The sequence below is a fragment of the Agrobacterium sp. 22-221-1 genome, assembly GCF_053522445.1.
This window is the reverse complement of record NZ_JBNWCL010000005.1, coordinates 311,613-327,560: the sequence shown is the minus strand read 5'-3', so window position 1 is coordinate 327,560 and position 15,948 is coordinate 311,613. Positions and strand designations below refer to the sequence as shown.

Annotated in this window: 14 protein-coding genes; 13 read left to right on the top strand and 1 reads right to left on the bottom strand. The window is 60.2% G+C overall.

The window, feature by feature from the left end; genetic code table 11:
* Positions 1-157: 157 nt before the first annotated feature.
* The gene (locus ACQZ5N_RS10715) at positions 158-3,541 is read right to left on the bottom strand and encodes a hypothetical protein (protein WP_448732854.1); all 3,384 of its coding nucleotides are present in this window, start codon (positions 3,539-3,541) and stop codon (positions 158-160) included.
* Positions 3,542-3,775: 234 nt separating this feature from the next.
* On the opposite strand from ACQZ5N_RS10715, the gene ACQZ5N_RS10710 reads away from it, so the two are divergent.
* The 13 genes from ACQZ5N_RS10710 (at position 3,776) to purQ (ending at position 15,919) form a co-directional block, all read left to right on the top strand.
* Entirely contained in the window at positions 3,776-4,243 is a 468-nt protein-coding gene (locus ACQZ5N_RS10710; protein ID WP_020810868.1) for a peroxiredoxin, read from the top strand.
* A 14-nt stretch (positions 4,244-4,257) separates the two neighbouring features.
* Positions 4,258-5,082 (top strand): ferritin-like domain-containing protein, encoded by an 825-nt coding sequence (locus ACQZ5N_RS10705; RefSeq protein ID WP_448732853.1) that lies wholly within the window; start codon positions 4,258-4,260, stop codon positions 5,080-5,082.
* A 92-nt stretch (positions 5,083-5,174) separates the two neighbouring features.
* Complete coding sequence (locus ACQZ5N_RS10700; protein ID WP_196378673.1) at positions 5,175-6,473, top strand: peptidoglycan DD-metalloendopeptidase family protein; 1,299 nt, start codon at positions 5,175-5,177, stop codon at positions 6,471-6,473.
* A 219-nt stretch (positions 6,474-6,692) separates the two neighbouring features.
* The gene (locus ACQZ5N_RS10695; protein WP_448732852.1) at positions 6,693-8,183 is read left to right on the top strand and encodes a DEAD/DEAH box helicase; all 1,491 of its coding nucleotides are present in this window, start codon (positions 6,693-6,695) and stop codon (positions 8,181-8,183) included.
* 8 nt (positions 8,184-8,191) lie between these two features.
* Complete coding sequence (locus tag ACQZ5N_RS10690; protein ID WP_448732851.1) at positions 8,192-8,617, top strand: NUDIX domain-containing protein; 426 nt, start codon at positions 8,192-8,194, stop codon at positions 8,615-8,617.
* A gap of 772 nt (positions 8,618-9,389) precedes the next feature.
* Positions 9,390-10,571, top strand: coding sequence for an ABC transporter substrate-binding protein (locus ACQZ5N_RS10685; protein WP_448732850.1), 1,182 nt, complete (start codon positions 9,390-9,392; stop codon positions 10,569-10,571).
* 132 nt (positions 10,572-10,703) lie between these two features.
* Positions 10,704-11,381 (top strand): ribulose-phosphate 3-epimerase, encoded by a 678-nt coding sequence (rpe, locus tag ACQZ5N_RS10680; RefSeq protein WP_003520447.1) that lies wholly within the window; start codon positions 10,704-10,706, stop codon positions 11,379-11,381.
* 41 nt (positions 11,382-11,422) lie between these two features.
* Positions 11,423-11,950 (top strand): hypothetical protein, encoded by a 528-nt coding sequence (locus ACQZ5N_RS10675; RefSeq protein ID WP_448732849.1) that lies wholly within the window; start codon positions 11,423-11,425, stop codon positions 11,948-11,950.
* 60 nt (positions 11,951-12,010) lie between these two features.
* A complete protein-coding gene (gene purB, locus ACQZ5N_RS10670; RefSeq protein WP_020810926.1) occupies positions 12,011-13,318 on the top strand; it encodes an adenylosuccinate lyase in 1,308 nt (435 codons plus the stop codon).
* An 81-nt stretch (positions 13,319-13,399) separates the two neighbouring features.
* The gene (locus tag ACQZ5N_RS10665; protein ID WP_003520442.1) at positions 13,400-13,963 is read left to right on the top strand and encodes an alpha/beta hydrolase; all 564 of its coding nucleotides are present in this window, start codon (positions 13,400-13,402) and stop codon (positions 13,961-13,963) included.
* A 203-nt stretch (positions 13,964-14,166) separates the two neighbouring features.
* Entirely contained in the window at positions 14,167-14,931 is a 765-nt protein-coding gene (gene purC / locus ACQZ5N_RS10660; RefSeq protein ID WP_003520440.1) for a phosphoribosylaminoimidazolesuccinocarboxamide synthase, read from the top strand.
* 55 nt (positions 14,932-14,986) lie between these two features.
* Positions 14,987-15,229, top strand: a complete 243-nt coding sequence (gene purS, locus ACQZ5N_RS10655) for a phosphoribosylformylglycinamidine synthase subunit PurS (RefSeq protein ID WP_003507918.1) — start codon at positions 14,987-14,989, stop codon at positions 15,227-15,229.
* An 18-nt stretch (positions 15,230-15,247) separates the two neighbouring features.
* Positions 15,248-15,919, top strand: a complete 672-nt coding sequence (gene purQ, locus ACQZ5N_RS10650; protein WP_003520438.1) for a phosphoribosylformylglycinamidine synthase subunit PurQ — start codon at positions 15,248-15,250, stop codon at positions 15,917-15,919.
* Positions 15,920-15,948: the final 29 nt, after the last annotated feature.

Genomic DNA, 15,948 nt, shown 5'->3' with positions numbered 1-15,948 from the left:
TCCGGCATCCAGCCACGGCGCGTCTGCGCCGTGAAAGGGCTCTCGTGCGATCAAGGACTTGATCGCACTGGACCCCGGATCAGGTCCGGGGTGACGAAGTGCGGGTGCACCCGTTCTCGCCAAACAGCTGCTTGCGCCAAGCTTTGCGACGCTCCATTCACTGAAATTCGAAAATCTGCCGAAAGACGCCCGGCGCGATCAGCGACAACGGATTGATCGTCAGCTTCGGCTGGTCCGTCTGGCCGGAGAGCTTGAAGGTGATGCCGAGCAACCCCCGGTCGCGGCCATTGCCGAGGAAAATGCCGATGAAGGGCAGCTCGCCGAACAGCCGGTTCAGGCCATAGGCGGGCATGAAGGTGCCGGTCATGTCCATGCGGCCGCTCTGGTCCTTCAGCAGCCCCTGGAAGGTCGCGCCGATCTGCTCGCCGCGCACGACGCCGTTTTCCACCGCCACCGAACCATTGACATAAACCAGCCGGGCAAAGCCGCGCTGGAATTTTTCCGAGCTGACATCGATATTGCGGCGCACCGCATTGTTGAGGCTCCTGCCGTCCTCACCCGTCGGCGTGGCGACGATATCCTGAAGCTTGGCTTCGTTGACGACGGCAAAATTGCGCAGGTCGAGCGATCCGCTCCAGTCGCTGCCATTGGAGGTCGTCAGCGCAAGGTTGAGAAGGCCGCCGCGAATACGGCTGTAGATATTGGCGAAACGGGCAAGCGACCCCGCATCGCTGCTGGTCAGCGTCACGGTTCCCGTCGCCCCGCGATTGACGGTCTGCGCCACCACCGCCTGGCCGTTGCCGGTAACGCCACGGAAATCGATGGAGCGGACCTTGCCGTCCCGCACGCTGACATCGGAACTGACATTGGCAAGGATTTCATCGTTGAACCCATAGACCTTGTCGAATTGCGTCTTGATGGCAAGGGATGGCTGCGAACGCGACGTCCCGTCGCCGCTGCCGGAAGAGCTGCGAAGCTTCGAGAGGAAAGGCCTGACATCGGCGGATTTCCCCGATGCATTGATGATATAGCCGTTCTTCGAAGCAGCGACCGAAACGGCGTAATTGTCGGAGGGCGAAAGCTGCACGCGGCTGAGATCGGCTGAAATCAGCCCGTTCTTGCTGAAGGCGATATCGCCGGCAGCGCCGAAGCCGTCACCGTCGAGCGAAAAGTCGCTGATCGTCGTGCGCCCGTCTCCCATTTCCATGGTGAAGGTGGCGCTGGCGGGAATGCCGATGCCCTTGCTCCAGCCGAGCCCTGGCAGAATGATCGACGCCTTGGTCAGATCGAGCCGGATATCCTGGCGTTTCGGGTCGGCGCCGTCGATTTCAATCGCCGTCGTGCCGCCGAGAACCGTGGAGAGTTCCGGAGCGAGCTTGGCAACCTGGGTTTCGTTCAGGCTTGCCTTCAGCGACAGCGTCGGCGCGATATCGCTGTTCTTGCGCACCGGCTCCGTCATCACGATATCCATCGGCACGTCGTCCACGCGGCCCCTGCCCTCCAGTTTGAGCTGGCGGTCGTCCAGCGTCATGAAACCGTCGAGCGCAGTCACCTTGTGGCCAGCAAAGGGCTTGGTCAGCGACAGGTTCTTCAGATCGAGATCGGCCGTCCACACCGGCGGAGGCGGGTTATGGCTGGAAAGCAGGCCAACGGTCAGGTTGGCATGGGCTTTGACATCGCCGGTGAAATCCTCAGGCTTGAACTGCGTATCCTTGAGCGCATTGATGGGTTTGAGCGCCGCAAGCTCGGCCACGGCATCGGCCGAGCCCGAAACGTTCAGTTCGAGATTTCCAAGCAGCGGCTTGTCGTAAACAGCGGAAATGAGAAAACGGCTGTTTTCCAGCGCGAGCGACCGGTTCGACGGGAAATAGGATGTCCCCCGCTTGATATCGACGGCCATCTTGCCGCCGACGAGATCGAAATGCGCATCGACATCGCGCAACGGCGGAATGTCGCCGGTGGTATTGAGACGCGTATCGTCGATATCGAAACGGATCTGCATTTCGCTTTCGCCGAGCACCAGCGGGCAGCCGGGGCCGCACATCCGTCCCTGCGGAATGAAGATCGCGATTGAACCATTGGTGACGGTGCCGCCGTAGAGATTGGACACCACCCAGTCACGCGGCTTGTGCGCCATCCAGAACGGCCAGAGCTGCTTGACCGCCGTGGCCTCCATCTTCGGAATCTGCCCGCCGAAGCTGATTTCCGGCGACCCCTGGCCGAAGCGGATTTTCAGCGATCCCGCCATGTCTCCGAGCGGGCCTGTCACATAAAGCGAGGAAACGTCGAGCTGCTTCGTCGCCGCCGTAAAATGCCCGTCCGCCTTCAGGCTGAAAGGAACCGGGGCTTCGCCCGAAGCCTCGGACGAAGCAACGGCGTTGTCGATCCGCAGCGAAAGGCCGAAACCGTCTTCCGTATCGCTGATTTCACCGGCGACCGGAAGAATTGTGCGCCCGAGCTCCAGCCGCGAATTGTCGATGACAAGGGTGCTCTTGGCAAAGTCATAACGCGCATGGACATTGCCAGCCGTAAAGGTCTGGGACTCACCGCCGATCATCAGCGTTCCATTGCCGAGGCCGAGCGAGATCTCCAGCCGTGGCTCCTGCCCTTCCATGGCGCGCCGCGCGACAATATTGATACCCGTCTTGACGTTCAGGCCTTCGTGGAGATTCCCGTCGGGATCGTATTTCTCTAGAAACGGGCCGATATCGAAACCGTCGATGCGGGCTTCAAAACCATCTATCCGGCCACCCGATCCCGAAGTCTGCAGCGACACGCTGGCAATTTCACCGTTAAACAGCGTTTCTCCATCGAGCGAATATCCGCCCTGCTGATCGGGCGTCAGCGACAATTCGCGCACTTCGACGGTGCGCGGCTTGCCCAACTCTCCGGGCGGCAGGTGAACCGAAACGCTGGAAATATCGATTTCCTCGGTTCCGCTGCTCAGAAAAGCCTGAGCGAGCTTGTCGAGCTGCCCGAAGGCCTCCTGCAATTGCTGCGGCACGGCGTCGAGCTTGACGCTGGCGAGATCGAACCCGTTACCCTTGGGCAAAAGCGCCGTATCGAGCTCCATCCCGTCGGCCTCGAGGCTCTCCACCGAGACACGGCCGGTAAGAAGCGCAAGCGGATCGAGCGCCATGCCGATTGCCCGGGCCCGGCTCATATGCTGGCCGGATTCCTTCTCGATGATATCCACGTCCTCCGCCACCAGCGCAAGGCGCAGCCCGGTGGAAAACCTGATCGCCGAAGAACCGATCCGCGCGCTGTAATGGGGGCCGAGCGCCCTTTCCAGCGCCTGCTGCGCCTGGCTGGAAAGCGTCGCATCGATCGATCCCGTCTCGACGGAAAGAATGATGCCGCCAATTGACAGGAAGGCCAGCACGAAAAGCGCTGCGAAAATCTTGATGAAGGCGCGCACCATGGAACGCGGCGCCGGGCAATGCACGATGATGGGATCTTCGGCCTGCGCCGAAGGAAGATCGTGCAGCGCAATGATATCGCGTCTGCCGAACTTGACCTTTTCACCCCTTACTTCAGCCATACGCCCGTGTTTGCCCTTGAATAGCTTTGTTTCGCCGCAACACCGAAGCGGGATGGCGAAAAGTGTAAGCGGTTTTCGTCCGGAATCCCGCTTTAATTCTTTAGCCCAGATAACGATTGAGATTTAAGATCGTTTCGACCTGAAATCTAAATAGTGATCTGGACGACGCGCGGTTTCGCTATATATCGAATGTGGCGACTTTCCCTCAACATCCCGGCGAAAGAAAGGTAGATTATGACAGACTTGACGATTGGCGGCCCGGCTCCCGATTTTACTTTGCCCCGCAACGGTGAAGGGACGGTGACATTGTCCAAACTGCAAGGCAAGGCCGTCATCCTCTATTTCTACCCGAAGGACGATACTTCCGGCTGCACGGCAGAGGCCATCGACTTCAGCGCGCTGGGCGGCGAATTCGAGGCAGCCAACGCCGTCGTCATCGGCATTTCGCCCGACAGCGTTAAAAGCCACGACAAGTTTGCGGCAAAACATTCCCTTTCCGTCATGCTCGCTTCCGACGAGGAGAGGAAGGTTCTGGAAGCCTATGGCGTCTGGAAGGAAAAAAGCATGTATGGGAAAAAATACATGGGTGTCGAACGCACGACCGTCCTCGTTGCCCCGGATGGAAAAATCGCGGAAATCTGGAACAAGGTGAAGGTCGCGGGCCACGCCCAGGCCGTTCTCGAGGCTGTGAAGAAGCTCTGAGGGACCAACCCGTCGTGACGCCCCCGTTCAAAATCATCTCGCTGCGAGGCGGCGCGACGGATGCCATCGTGAGTGCCGATCTCGACAGAAAGACCGCGCTCGCGCAGGAAACGGCGACACGCTGGTTCGAGCGCCGCCTGTCGCTGCGCTCCCCTCTCGACCCGCCGCTGCCTGAGCGGCCGGGCAGGCCCGAGAAGCCGGAACTCGTGCCGCCGACCGCCGTGGAACGCCGTTCCCTCCACAGCATCAAGGGCCGCATCGCGCTGCTGCACGCCATCGCCCATATCGAACTCAACGCCGTCGATCTCGCGCTCGATATCGTCGCCCGTTATGCCAGCGAGCCGGTGCCGCATTCCTTTTTCGACGGCTGGATGCAGGTCGCCTTCGAGGAGGCGAAACATTTCCGGCTGGTGCGGGACAGGCTGAGAAGCCTCGGCGCCGACTATGGCGATCTGCCGGCCCATGACGGGCTCTGGCAGGCCGCGCATTCCACCCGCAACGATCTCACCGCACGGCTCGCCGTCGTGCCGCTCATCCTGGAAGCGCGCGGGCTGGACGTCACCCCTTCCCTGCAGGCGAAGATGCGCGAGACAGGCGATCTTGAAAGCGCTGCCGTTCTCGATGTCATCTATAATGACGAAAAGGGCCATGTCGCCATCGGCGCGAAATGGTTCCGGTTCCTGTGCGCGCGTGAAAAGAAGGACCCGGTCGCAACCTTCAGGCAACTGGTGCGCGCCAATTTCCGCGGCCCTTTGAAACCGCCCTTCAACGACATTGCCCGCGCCGAAGCCGGCCTGACGCCTTCCTTTTACCGCTCGCTCACATCCGTCAGCCAATAGCCGACATCGCCGAAAGGCCTCTCCGGCAAAACTTCGTTAACCTTAACGAATTATGATTTCCCTTGAGAAATCGGCCAGTCCGGAGAGAGATTGTGACTGATACGGCGGAAAACCGGGTATTCGGCAAAAAGCGTGAGCCGCACGTGCTCATTCTCGCGCGCGGCGACAGGGTGCGGCACATGACCATCCGTCCGTGGATGGCGGCGCTTGCCGGCTGCACGATCGGCCTTTTCTCGCTCGGTTATCTCGGCGCCACAGGCTATCTCATTTTGCGTGACGACCTGATCGGCGCGACCATGGCCCGCCAGACCCGCATGCAGAACGACTATGAAGACCGCATCGCAGCGCTGAGAGCCCAGGTGGACCGGGTCACTTCACGGCAATTGCTCGATCAGCAGGTCGTTGAAAAGAAAGTGGAAAAGCTGCTGGAACAGCAGGCGGCGCTGACCTCGCGGCACGGCCGCATGAGCGAATTGCTGGAGCGCGCCGAGAACTCCGGCATCGCCGCCTCCCCGGCCGCGCCCTCGTCTCTTTCGAACGCCATGGCACCGGAAAAACGCGCCGACCTCTCCGGCGGCCTTTCGGCCATTGAAAAGCTGATGACGCCACGCAAGCCGCAGGCGGAAAAGCCCGCCACATCGGACAGACGCGCCGCCTATGTACCCGAAGCCGGCGAAACGCCATCCGACCGGGCCGACCGGGTATTTTCCAAGGTGACACTGTCTTTGAAGGATATCGAACGCCAGCAGATATCGCGCATCGCCAGACTGACCAGCGACGCCGAGGACAAGGCGAATGCGATGCAGGACATCATCCGGCAGGCGGGCCTGAAAATCGAAGAGAACGGCAATGACGACATAGGCGGCCCCTATGCCGACCCCGAGCGCGGTGACACCGATCCTTTCAACCTGTCGCTCACCAATCTAGACAATGCGCTGAACCGGCTCGATATCGTCAAGGAAACCGCGACCAACCTGCCCTTCGGCAACCCGGCCCCCGGCCGGGCTATCACCAGCCGATTCGGCAACCGGATGGATCCGTTTCTCGGCCGCCCGGCCCTTCATACCGGCATCGATTTTCGCGCCGAAACCGGGGCTGACGTCAAATCCACCGGCGCGGGCAAGGTGACGGTCGCGGAAAATTCCGGCGGCTACGGCAATATGGTCGAGATCGATCACGGCCAGGGCGTGTCGACGCGATTCGGCCATCTCTCCGCCATTCTGGTGAAAGCCGGCGACAGGGTCGAGGCCGGCGACGTCATCGGCCGCGCCGGCAGCACCGGCCGCTCCACCGGTCCGCATGTGCATTACGAGGTGCGCCGCAACGATACGCCGGTCGATCCGATGCGGTTCCTGATCGCCGGAACGGAACTCAAAACCTATTTAAAATAGCAGCCCGATTTTAATGCTTTTTTTGCGCTTTTTACGATAAATCGCTGAAATCTGCACCAAAGGCCCAGAAGCCCCGCCCGAACCCCGCTGTTTCGCGCGCTTTTCCCGTTGTTTCCTTGACTTTCCGGCAATTTGGGCATATCCCCGCGCCAAGTCTTTGCAAGTGCTGTCGCGGCACGCAGGTGTTCTTACCGAACCAGAACGGAAAAAGTTCTTCCTTTGACAACATTCTCTGATCTTGGCCTGAGCCAAAAAGTTCTTTCCGCTATTGCAGATGCCGGCTACACGACGCCGACACCCATTCAGGCTGGCGCCATTCCGCCGGCGCTGGAAAAGCGTGATATCTGCGGTATCGCACAGACCGGCACGGGCAAAACCGCGTCCTTCGTTCTGCCGATGCTCACCCTGCTCGAAAAGGGCCGTGCGCGCGCCAGAATGCCGCGCACGCTGATCCTTGAGCCGACCCGTGAGCTGGCAGCGCAGGTGGCGGAGAACTTCGAGAAATACGGCAAGAATCACAAGCTGAACGTCGCGCTCCTCATCGGCGGTGTTTCCTTCGAAGACCAGGACCGCAAGCTTGAGCGCGGCGCCGATGTGTTGATCTGCACCCCCGGCCGCCTTCTCGACCATTGCGAGCGCGGCAAGCTTTTGATGACCGGCGTGGAAATCCTCGTCATCGACGAAGCCGACCGTATGCTGGATATGGGCTTCATTCCCGATATCGAGCGCATCGCCAAGATGATCCCCTTTACCCGGCAGACGCTGTTCTTCTCGGCCACCATGCCGCCGGAAATCCAGAAGCTGGCCGACCGGTTCCTGCAGAACCCCGTCCGCGTCGAGGTCGCCAAGCCCTCCTCCACGGCAAAGACCGTTGCCCAGCGCATCGTCGCCGCACACAACAAGGACTATGAAAAGCGCGCCGTGCTGCGCGATCTCGTCCGCGCCGAAGAAGCCGAACTGAAGAACGCCATCATCTTCTGCAACCGCAAGAAGGATGTGGCCGACCTGTTCCGCTCGCTCGACCGTCACGGTTTTTCCGTCGGCGCGCTGCATGGCGACATGGACCAGCGTTCGCGCACCACGATGCTGCAGAACTTCAAGGACGGCAATCTGAAGCTGCTCGTCGCCTCCGACGTTGCCGCACGCGGCCTGGACATCCCCGATGTCAGCCACGTCTTCAACTTCGATATTCCCATTCATTCGGAAGACTATGTCCACCGCATCGGCCGTACCGGTCGTGCCGGCCGCTCGGGCAAGGCCTTCACCATCGTCACCAGAAGCGACACGAAGTATCTCGACGCGATCGAAAAGCTGATCGGCGAAAAGATCGAGTGGCAGAACGGTGACCTCTCCACCCTTCCCGCGCCGATGGAAAGCTTTGAAAGCAATTCCGGCCGCCGGGGCAAGGAACGGGGCGGCAGGGGCCGCAACCGTCGCGACGCAGCGCCGGTCGAAAACATCAATCAGGGTGCACAATCCGCTGCGGATACGGACATCGCGGCTCATGGAGACGACAAGGTGAAAGCAGAACGCAAGCAGGAAAAGACCCCGCGCAATTCCGACCGCAACAGCCGCAATCCGCTGCATGCCAATGACGACAACCGCGACCGCCGCCGCCATTATCGCGACCATGACGATGGCCCGACACCGGTTGGTTTCGGCGACGACATCCCCGCTTTCATGCTGATCGTGGCCAACGCCAAGGCCTGACCGCGGGAATGGACAGCATGACGCCGACCGCCAGGCCAGGTCTCGATTTTCCGGGTGTCGGCGTCGGCCTCGCCATCATGCGTGATGGCCGCGTGCTTTTATGCCGGCGCTTGAAGGCGCCGGAAGCCGGATACTGGAGCATTCCAGGCGGCAAGGTCGATCACCTTGAAACTTCCCTCGCCGCGGCACGCCGCGAGGCCGAAGAAGAAACCGGGCTCGAGATCGGCACCGTCGAATTCCTCTGCCATAGCGAATTCATCGATACGGAAGATCGTCACCACTGGGTTTCGCTGATCTTCGTCACCCGCGATGCGCAGGGTGAGCCGGCACTGACCGAACCCGACAAGCTTTCCGCCATCGGCTGGTTCGATCCGGATAAACTTCCCGAACCCATCTCCGCCTTTGCCAGGGACGCTCTGGCCGCCCTTAAATAAAGCCGCACAAGCGGCCGACCGAACTCGCTCGCGGGCGACAATGGCCATCAACGGGCATTTTCAAGCAGTTATGTTGATGTGTACATCGGAGCCGGCTTCGCCCCCTCCGCGCGATATCATTTCCATAAATTCGAAAATGAAAGAACGTCTTTGCGCAGGGCTTTTCTAATTCAATTTTAAATTGCTTAAATTAGCTTCATGTAAAAAACCGCCCCAGTTTCCCGAAGCGGTTTATACGTAATGAAAAAAATAGAATATGAAATGCAATATAGTCTGGCAGTGCTTATAACCGGAACACTTTCCGAGGCCTGTTACAGCCAATTTCAGTCGTCCCCTGAAACAGTTACATCTAAGCTAATCATTTACTTTCCGTCAAGCAAATCTTCTCGCAAATGCGAAAAAAACATGGCGGAAAAGAGGTGAATGATGGGAAGGTTTATATATTTACGTTATATATCAATAAATTACAAATATGAAAATAAAATGTGCATCTTTTTGTGCTGCACTTTAAAAAGCAGAATCGCGGACCGGCTTTTTCTAAACTGTGCTTATACGCGCCACATGTAATGGATTTATGAAGTAACGCCCGCCGCGACAATGATGTGAAATACTTCCCCACCCATCCGGCGCGGGAGCGAATTGCTCGTCGGCAAAAATAATCCTTCAATAAAAACATAGTGCGCAATTATATCGGACAGCAACAACTACAAGCTGCGACGACGACCCGCCCTCTCGAATCGGACAACTTCAGAGCAAATCCGCCGTCCCGCGGATGGCGATATGCGAATATGATGGAGCATCGGCGATTTTTCCTTTGGAAAACCGGTTGTTGCCGATAAACATCAAGCCGGGACAACAGGATTTCTATCACGTCATGCTTTCACTTCGCCTGCTAACGATCATCGCCGGTTTTGCCCTTGCGGGCTCAGCAAGCGCGGCATCGATTGGCATCGTTGCACCCCAGAGCGGCCCTTACGAACTTCTGGGGCAGCAGGTACGGCAGGGTGCGAAGGCGGCGGCGGCAAAGCTCGGGCTGGATGTGGTCGAAATCCATGAAAGCTGCGAAGATGGCAGCGGCGGCGCGATAGCCGATGGCCTCGTGGCCGCCAAGGTCAGCGCCGCAATCGGTTTCTTGTGCACCGAAACGCTTCAGGATGTTCTGCCGCCGCTGAAAGCGGCCGCCATTCCCGCCATCACGCTTTCCAGCCGCGCGCCGATCCTGATGGAAGACGCCCTGAAATACGGCTGGCCGCTCTTTCGCCTCGCCCCGTCCGACAGGGCCGAATCGGACAGGATTGCGGAGATCATCCTGCGCGACTGGAAGGGACATTCCATCGGACTTGTGGATGACGGCACGATCTACAGCCGCGAGCTGGTCGACCGCATCCGCTCGTCGCTCGAGGAAAACGGCCTGAAGCCCACCCTTGCCGATACGATGCGTCCCAACCAGGAACAGCAGGTAGCGCTGGTGCGCCGGCTGGCGCGCACCGGCATTTCCCATGTTTTCGTCGGCGCGGAGCGCAATGACGTCGCCATCATTGCCAGAGATGCCGGGTCGGAGAACATTCCCCTCACCGTCATGGGCGGCGATGCCATGAATGCGGCCAACAATCCGGTCCCCTTGGCCGCGAATGTGCTGGCGGTCACCCGCCCGGCCTATGATACCCTGCCATCGGCCCAGGCGGTCGCCGGCGAACTGCGCGGCGCCGGCATCGAGCCGGAAGGTTACGTCCTACCGGCCTATGCGGCGGCGGAACTCACCGCCGCCCTTGCGGAAGCCACGCAGGCGCAGTCGAAACCCGCGCCGGAGATACTGGCGGGCGGCACCCTTTTCAAAACCGTGCTCGGCGATCTCGGCTTCAGCCCGTCGCATGACCTTTCTGACAATCCCTATCGCCTGCAGCGATGGAACGGCCAGCGCTTCGAACCGGCGGACAAGGCTGAAAGACAATAGGCGAAACCCGCACCGCCGAAAATTCGAGGAAACGCAGCTGAAAACCGCCGTCAACCGCGCGACCGGCCGTTTCAAACCCCGATACTTGGTGTTAAAGGCAGCTTACGCAACGCGTCGAGAGGAGTTTGCCCCATGTCCCTGCCCATCCGCATAGCCCCGTCCATTCTGGCTGCCGATTTCGCCAAGCTCGGACAGGAAGTCGCCGATGTCACGGAAGCGGGCGCGGACTGGATTCATCTCGATGTGATGGATGGCCATTTCGTCCCCAACATTTCCTTCGGGCCGGATGTCATCAAGGCGCTGCGGCCGCACAGCATGGCCTTCTTCGACTGCCATCTGATGATCGCACCCGTCGATCCCTATCTCGAAGCCTTCGCCAAGGCGGGCTGTGACAGCATTACCGTGCATGCCGAAGCCGGGCCTCACCTGCACCGCTCGCTGCAGACGATCCGCGGGCTCGGCAGAAAGGCCGGCGTGACGCTTAACCCCGCAACACCGCTTTCGGTCATCGAAAACGTGCTTGATGACGTCGATCTGGTCCTGATCATGAGCGTCAATCCCGGTTTCGGCGGGCAGAAGTTCATTCCGGCCATGCTGGACAAGATCCGCGCGGCAAAGGCCATGATCGGCGACCGGCCGATCGAACTCGAAGTGGATGGCGGCGTGACGGCGGAAACCGCAGGCGCGATCGTTGCCGCCGGTGCGAATGCGCTGGTGGCCGGCTCGGCCATCTTCAAGGGCGACGGCGTTGCCGACTACCGCAAGACGGTCGCGCAACTGCGCCACGCAGCGGAAGCCGCACGGACATAACCGCCGCCGAAGGGGGCACGGCAAGGCGTTGGGGGATCGGCATGGAAAGCGACAGGCGGGGTTTCCGTGACACGGCTTCGGCAGCGATGTTTCCGCTGCTCGGCGCGCTTGTCTGGGCCGTCTGTTCGAGTGCCGCCGCCGCTATCGGGCTCTATGTCAGGAACCGGCTGGAAACCGACCATGCCGTCGACATCATCATGCTTTTCTTCGCGGGCGGCCTCTTCGGCTGGCTGCTGGCCATGGCGGCGCTGCACTTCCTCCCTGCTTCCACCGCCCTGCCGCTGCGTCTTGCGGCGGCCTGTCTTGCCATCGCTTTTTTCACGCTGACAGTTGCGGCGGCGTTTTTCGCTTTCGAGTACCGTATTTTTTATGCGCAATGGCACGCGCCGGCATTCTCCCGCATCTGGTTTTTCCAGCAGCTCTTCACATCGCTCGGCGCGATTTACCAGTTCTGCATTCTCGGCCTTGGCTTATATTTTCCCTTTGCCATCGTTCCGCTCCTGCCTGCGGGCGCAATCCTCTGCCGACGTGCGCAACGAGCAACAGAGGCATGTAGCTTGATAGATTGAGATTACCGGAACACTTTGCTAAACGGGCAGCAAAATTCCTCCACAAAGAAAGTCATTGCCATGATCCCTCGTTACTCCCGGCCGGAAATGGTCGCCATCTGGTCGCCGGAAACAAAGTTCCGCATCTGGTTCGAGATCGAGGCATATGCCTGTGACGCGCTTGCCGAACTCGGCGTTATCCCGAAGTCCGCTGCCCAGACCATCTGGGAAAAGGGCGGCAGCGCCACCTTCGACGTCGCCCGCATCGACGAGATCGAAGCCGTCACCAAGCATGACGTCATCGCCTTCCTCACCCATCTTGCCGAATTTGTCGGTCCCGACAGCCGTTTCGTGCATCAGGGCATGACCTCGTCGGACGTGCTCGATACCACGCTCAACATCCAGCTCGTACGCGCCGCCGATCTGCTGCTCGCCGATATGGACCGGGTGCTCGCCGCGCTGAAAACCCGCGCCTTCGAACACAAGAACACGGTGCGCATCGGCCGCAGCCACGGCATTCATGCCGAGCCGACCACCATGGGCCTGACCTTCGCCCGCTTCTATGCCGAGATGCACCGCAACCGCGAGCGCCTCGTCAATGCCCGTGCGGAAATCGCCACGGGCGCGATCTCCGGCGCCGTCGGCACCTTCGCCAATATCGACCCGCGCGTCGAAGAACATGTCTGTGCCAAGCTCGGCCTCATCCCCGAGCCGGTCTCCACGCAGGTCATCCCGCGTGACCGCCACGCCATGTTCTTCGCGACGCTCGGCGTCATCGCTTCGTCGATCGAAAACGTCGCCATCGAAATCCGCCACATGCAGCGCACCGAGGTTCTTGAAGCGGAAGAATTCTTCTCGCCGGGCCAGAAGGGCTCGTCCGCCATGCCGCACAAGCGCAACCCGGTTCTGACCGAAAACCTGACCGGCCTTGCCCGTCTGGTGCGCATGTCCGTCGTTCCGGCCATGGAAAACGTAGCGCTGTGGCACGAGCGCGACATCAGCCACTCCTCCGTCGAGCGCGCCATCGGCCCCGATACCACTGTCACTCTCGATTTCGCGCTGAACCGTTTGGCCGGTGTCATCGAAAAGCTGGTGATCTATCCGGACAACATGCTGAAGAACATGAACAAGTTCCGCGGCCTCGTGCATTCGCAGCGCGTTCTCCTGGCGCTGACGCAGGCCGGCGTATCGCGTGAAGACGCCTACCGTCTGGTACAGCGCAACGCCATGAAGGTCTGGGAACAGGGCGCCGATTTCCTTGAGGAACTGCTGGGCGACGAGGAAGTGCGCGCCGCACTTCCCGAAGAGGTGATCCGCGAAAAGTTCGACCTTGGCTACCACACCAAGCATGTCGACACGATCTTCACCCGCGTCTTCGGCAACGCCTGAGACTTGAGCTGAGTTTGAGACCTTGAAGTTAATGCCGCCGCGACCTTGATCGCGGCGGCATCACAACACAGATATGGGCGCATGAAAGTTTCAGAAGCAGATATCCTGATCGTCCCCGGTTATACCAATTCCGGCCCCGACCACTGGCAGAGCCGCTGGGAGCGCAAGCTCTCCACCGCCCGCCGCGTCGAGCAGGCCGAATGGTCCAAACCCGTGAAGGAAGACTGGGTCGCCCGGCTGGTGGAAGAGGTCAATGCCTCCACCAGGCCCATCGTCCTCGTCGCCCATTCCCTCGGTGTGCCGACCGTCATCCATGCCTTGCCGGAAATCGGCAAGAAAGTGTCCGGCGCGCTGTTCGTCGCGCCGCCCGATGTCGCCAATCCCGATATCCGGCCGAAGCACCTGATGACCTTCGGGCCTTACCCGCGCGACCCGCTGCCTTTCCCGGCGATCACCATCGCCAGCCGCAACGATCCTTTCGGCTCCTACGAACATGCCGATGACATCGCCGCCGCCTGGGGTTCGCTTTTGATCGACGCCGGCATGTCCGGCCATATCAACACCGAGTCCGGCCATGGTCCGTGGCCGGAAGGCGGTATGGTCTTCGCGCAGTTTTTGAGCCGGCTGAAGGCTGTCGAGCCCTGACGGCGTCGGCGCTGCGGACCGCCTCCCCTTCGATCAGCCCCGGAAGCCTAATTTTAGGGCGCAGCGGTTTTCCCGGCCTGTCACAAGAATTGAAGGGAAATATGCGAGCCGCATTGTAGAATGCACTCTTTTCCTTTATGGGACCGCTTCAAAGACCAAACGCAACGCCACCAGAATCGGCGTCAACCAAGAGACCTGCAATTATGAACCGTCGCCGCCGTATTTACGAAGGCAAGGCCAAGATCCTCTACGAGGGTCCGGAGCCAGGCACGCTTATCCAGTTCTTCAAGGACGATGCGACCGCCTTCAACAAGAAGAAGCATGAAGTCATTGACGGCAAGGGCGTGCTGAACAACCGTATCTGCGAATACGTCTTCACGCATCTGAACAAGATCGGCATTCCCACGCACTTCATCCGCCGCCTCAACATGCGTGAGCAGTTGATCAAGGAAGTGGAGATGATCCCGCTCGAAGTCGTCGTGCGCAATGTCGCTGCCGGCTCGCTGTCGAAGCGCCTCGGCATCGAGGAAGGCGTGGTTCTGCCGCGCTCCATCATCGAGTTCTATTACAAGTCCGACGAACTCGAAGACCCGATGGTCTCCGAAGAGCACATCACGGCTTTCGGCTGGGCCAACCCCGCCGAGCTCGACGACATCATGGCGCTCGCCATCCGCGTCAACGACTTCCTCTCCGGCCTGTTCCTCGGCGTCGGCATCCAGCTCGTCGATTTCAAGATCGAATGCGGCCGCCTTTTCGAAGGCGACATGATGCGCATCATCCTCGCTGACGAGATTTCGCCCGATAGCTGCCGCCTGTGGGACATCGAGACCCAGAAAAAGATGGACAAGGACCTGTTCCGCCGCGACATGGGCGGGCTTCTCGAAGCCTATTCCGAAGTCGCGCGCCGTCTCGGCATCATCAATGAAAACGAACCGATCCGCGGCACCGGTCCAGTCCTGGTAAAGTAATATCGGCCTCGTGAAGTAATATTGGCCTAACAAGGTAAAATCAGGAGAAGATCAGGTGATCAAGGCACGGGTGACTGTTACGCTGAAGAACGGCGTTCTCGATCCGCAGGGCAAGGCAATCGAAGGCGCGCTCGGCAGCCTCGGTTTCGGTGGCGTCGGCCATGTCCGTCAGGGCAAGGTCTTCGACCTGGAGCTGGAAGGCGCCGACAAGGCCAAGGCCGAGACCGACCTGAAGGCAATGTGCGAAAAGCTTCTGGCCAATACGGTCATCGAAAACTACGCCATCGCCATCCTCTGAAGCCCAGGAGCCGCTCCGATGAAATCCGCTGTCGTCCAACTTCCCGGCCTCAACCGCGACCGCGACATGATCGCGGCGCTGACGAAAATCTCCGGAAGCGCGCCCGTCACCATCTGGCAGACGGAAACGGATATTCCCGACGTCGACCTGATCGTCATCCCGGGCGGCTTTTCCTATGGTGACTATCTGCGTTGCGGCGCCATCGCCGCCCGCATGCCGGTCATGCAGGCCATTCGCGAAAAGGCCGAAAAGGGCGTCAAGGTTCTCGGCGTCTGCAACGGCTTCCAGATTCTGGTCGAGGCGGGCATGCTGCCGGGCGCGCTGATGCGCAACGCCTCGCTGAAATTCGTCTGCCGTGAAGTGAAGCTCGAAGTCGCCAACAACGACACGGACTTCACCCGCGCTTACGACAAGGGCCAGATTCTGCGCTGCCCCGTCGCCCATCACGACGGCAACTACTTCGTCGAAGCCGACGAACTGAAGGCGATGGAAGACAACGGCCAGGTGGTGTTCCGTTATGCCGACGGCACCAACCCCAACGGGTCGCTGAACGACATCGCCGGCGTCATCAACGCCAGGGGCAATGTCCTCGGCATGATGCCGCATCCGGAAAACCTGATCGAAGCCGCCCATGGCGGCAATGACGGTCGTGGCCTCTTCGCTTCGGCACTCGGTGTCGTCGCAGCCTGATAGACCGGGCGGGCCTCGAGCCCGCCTTT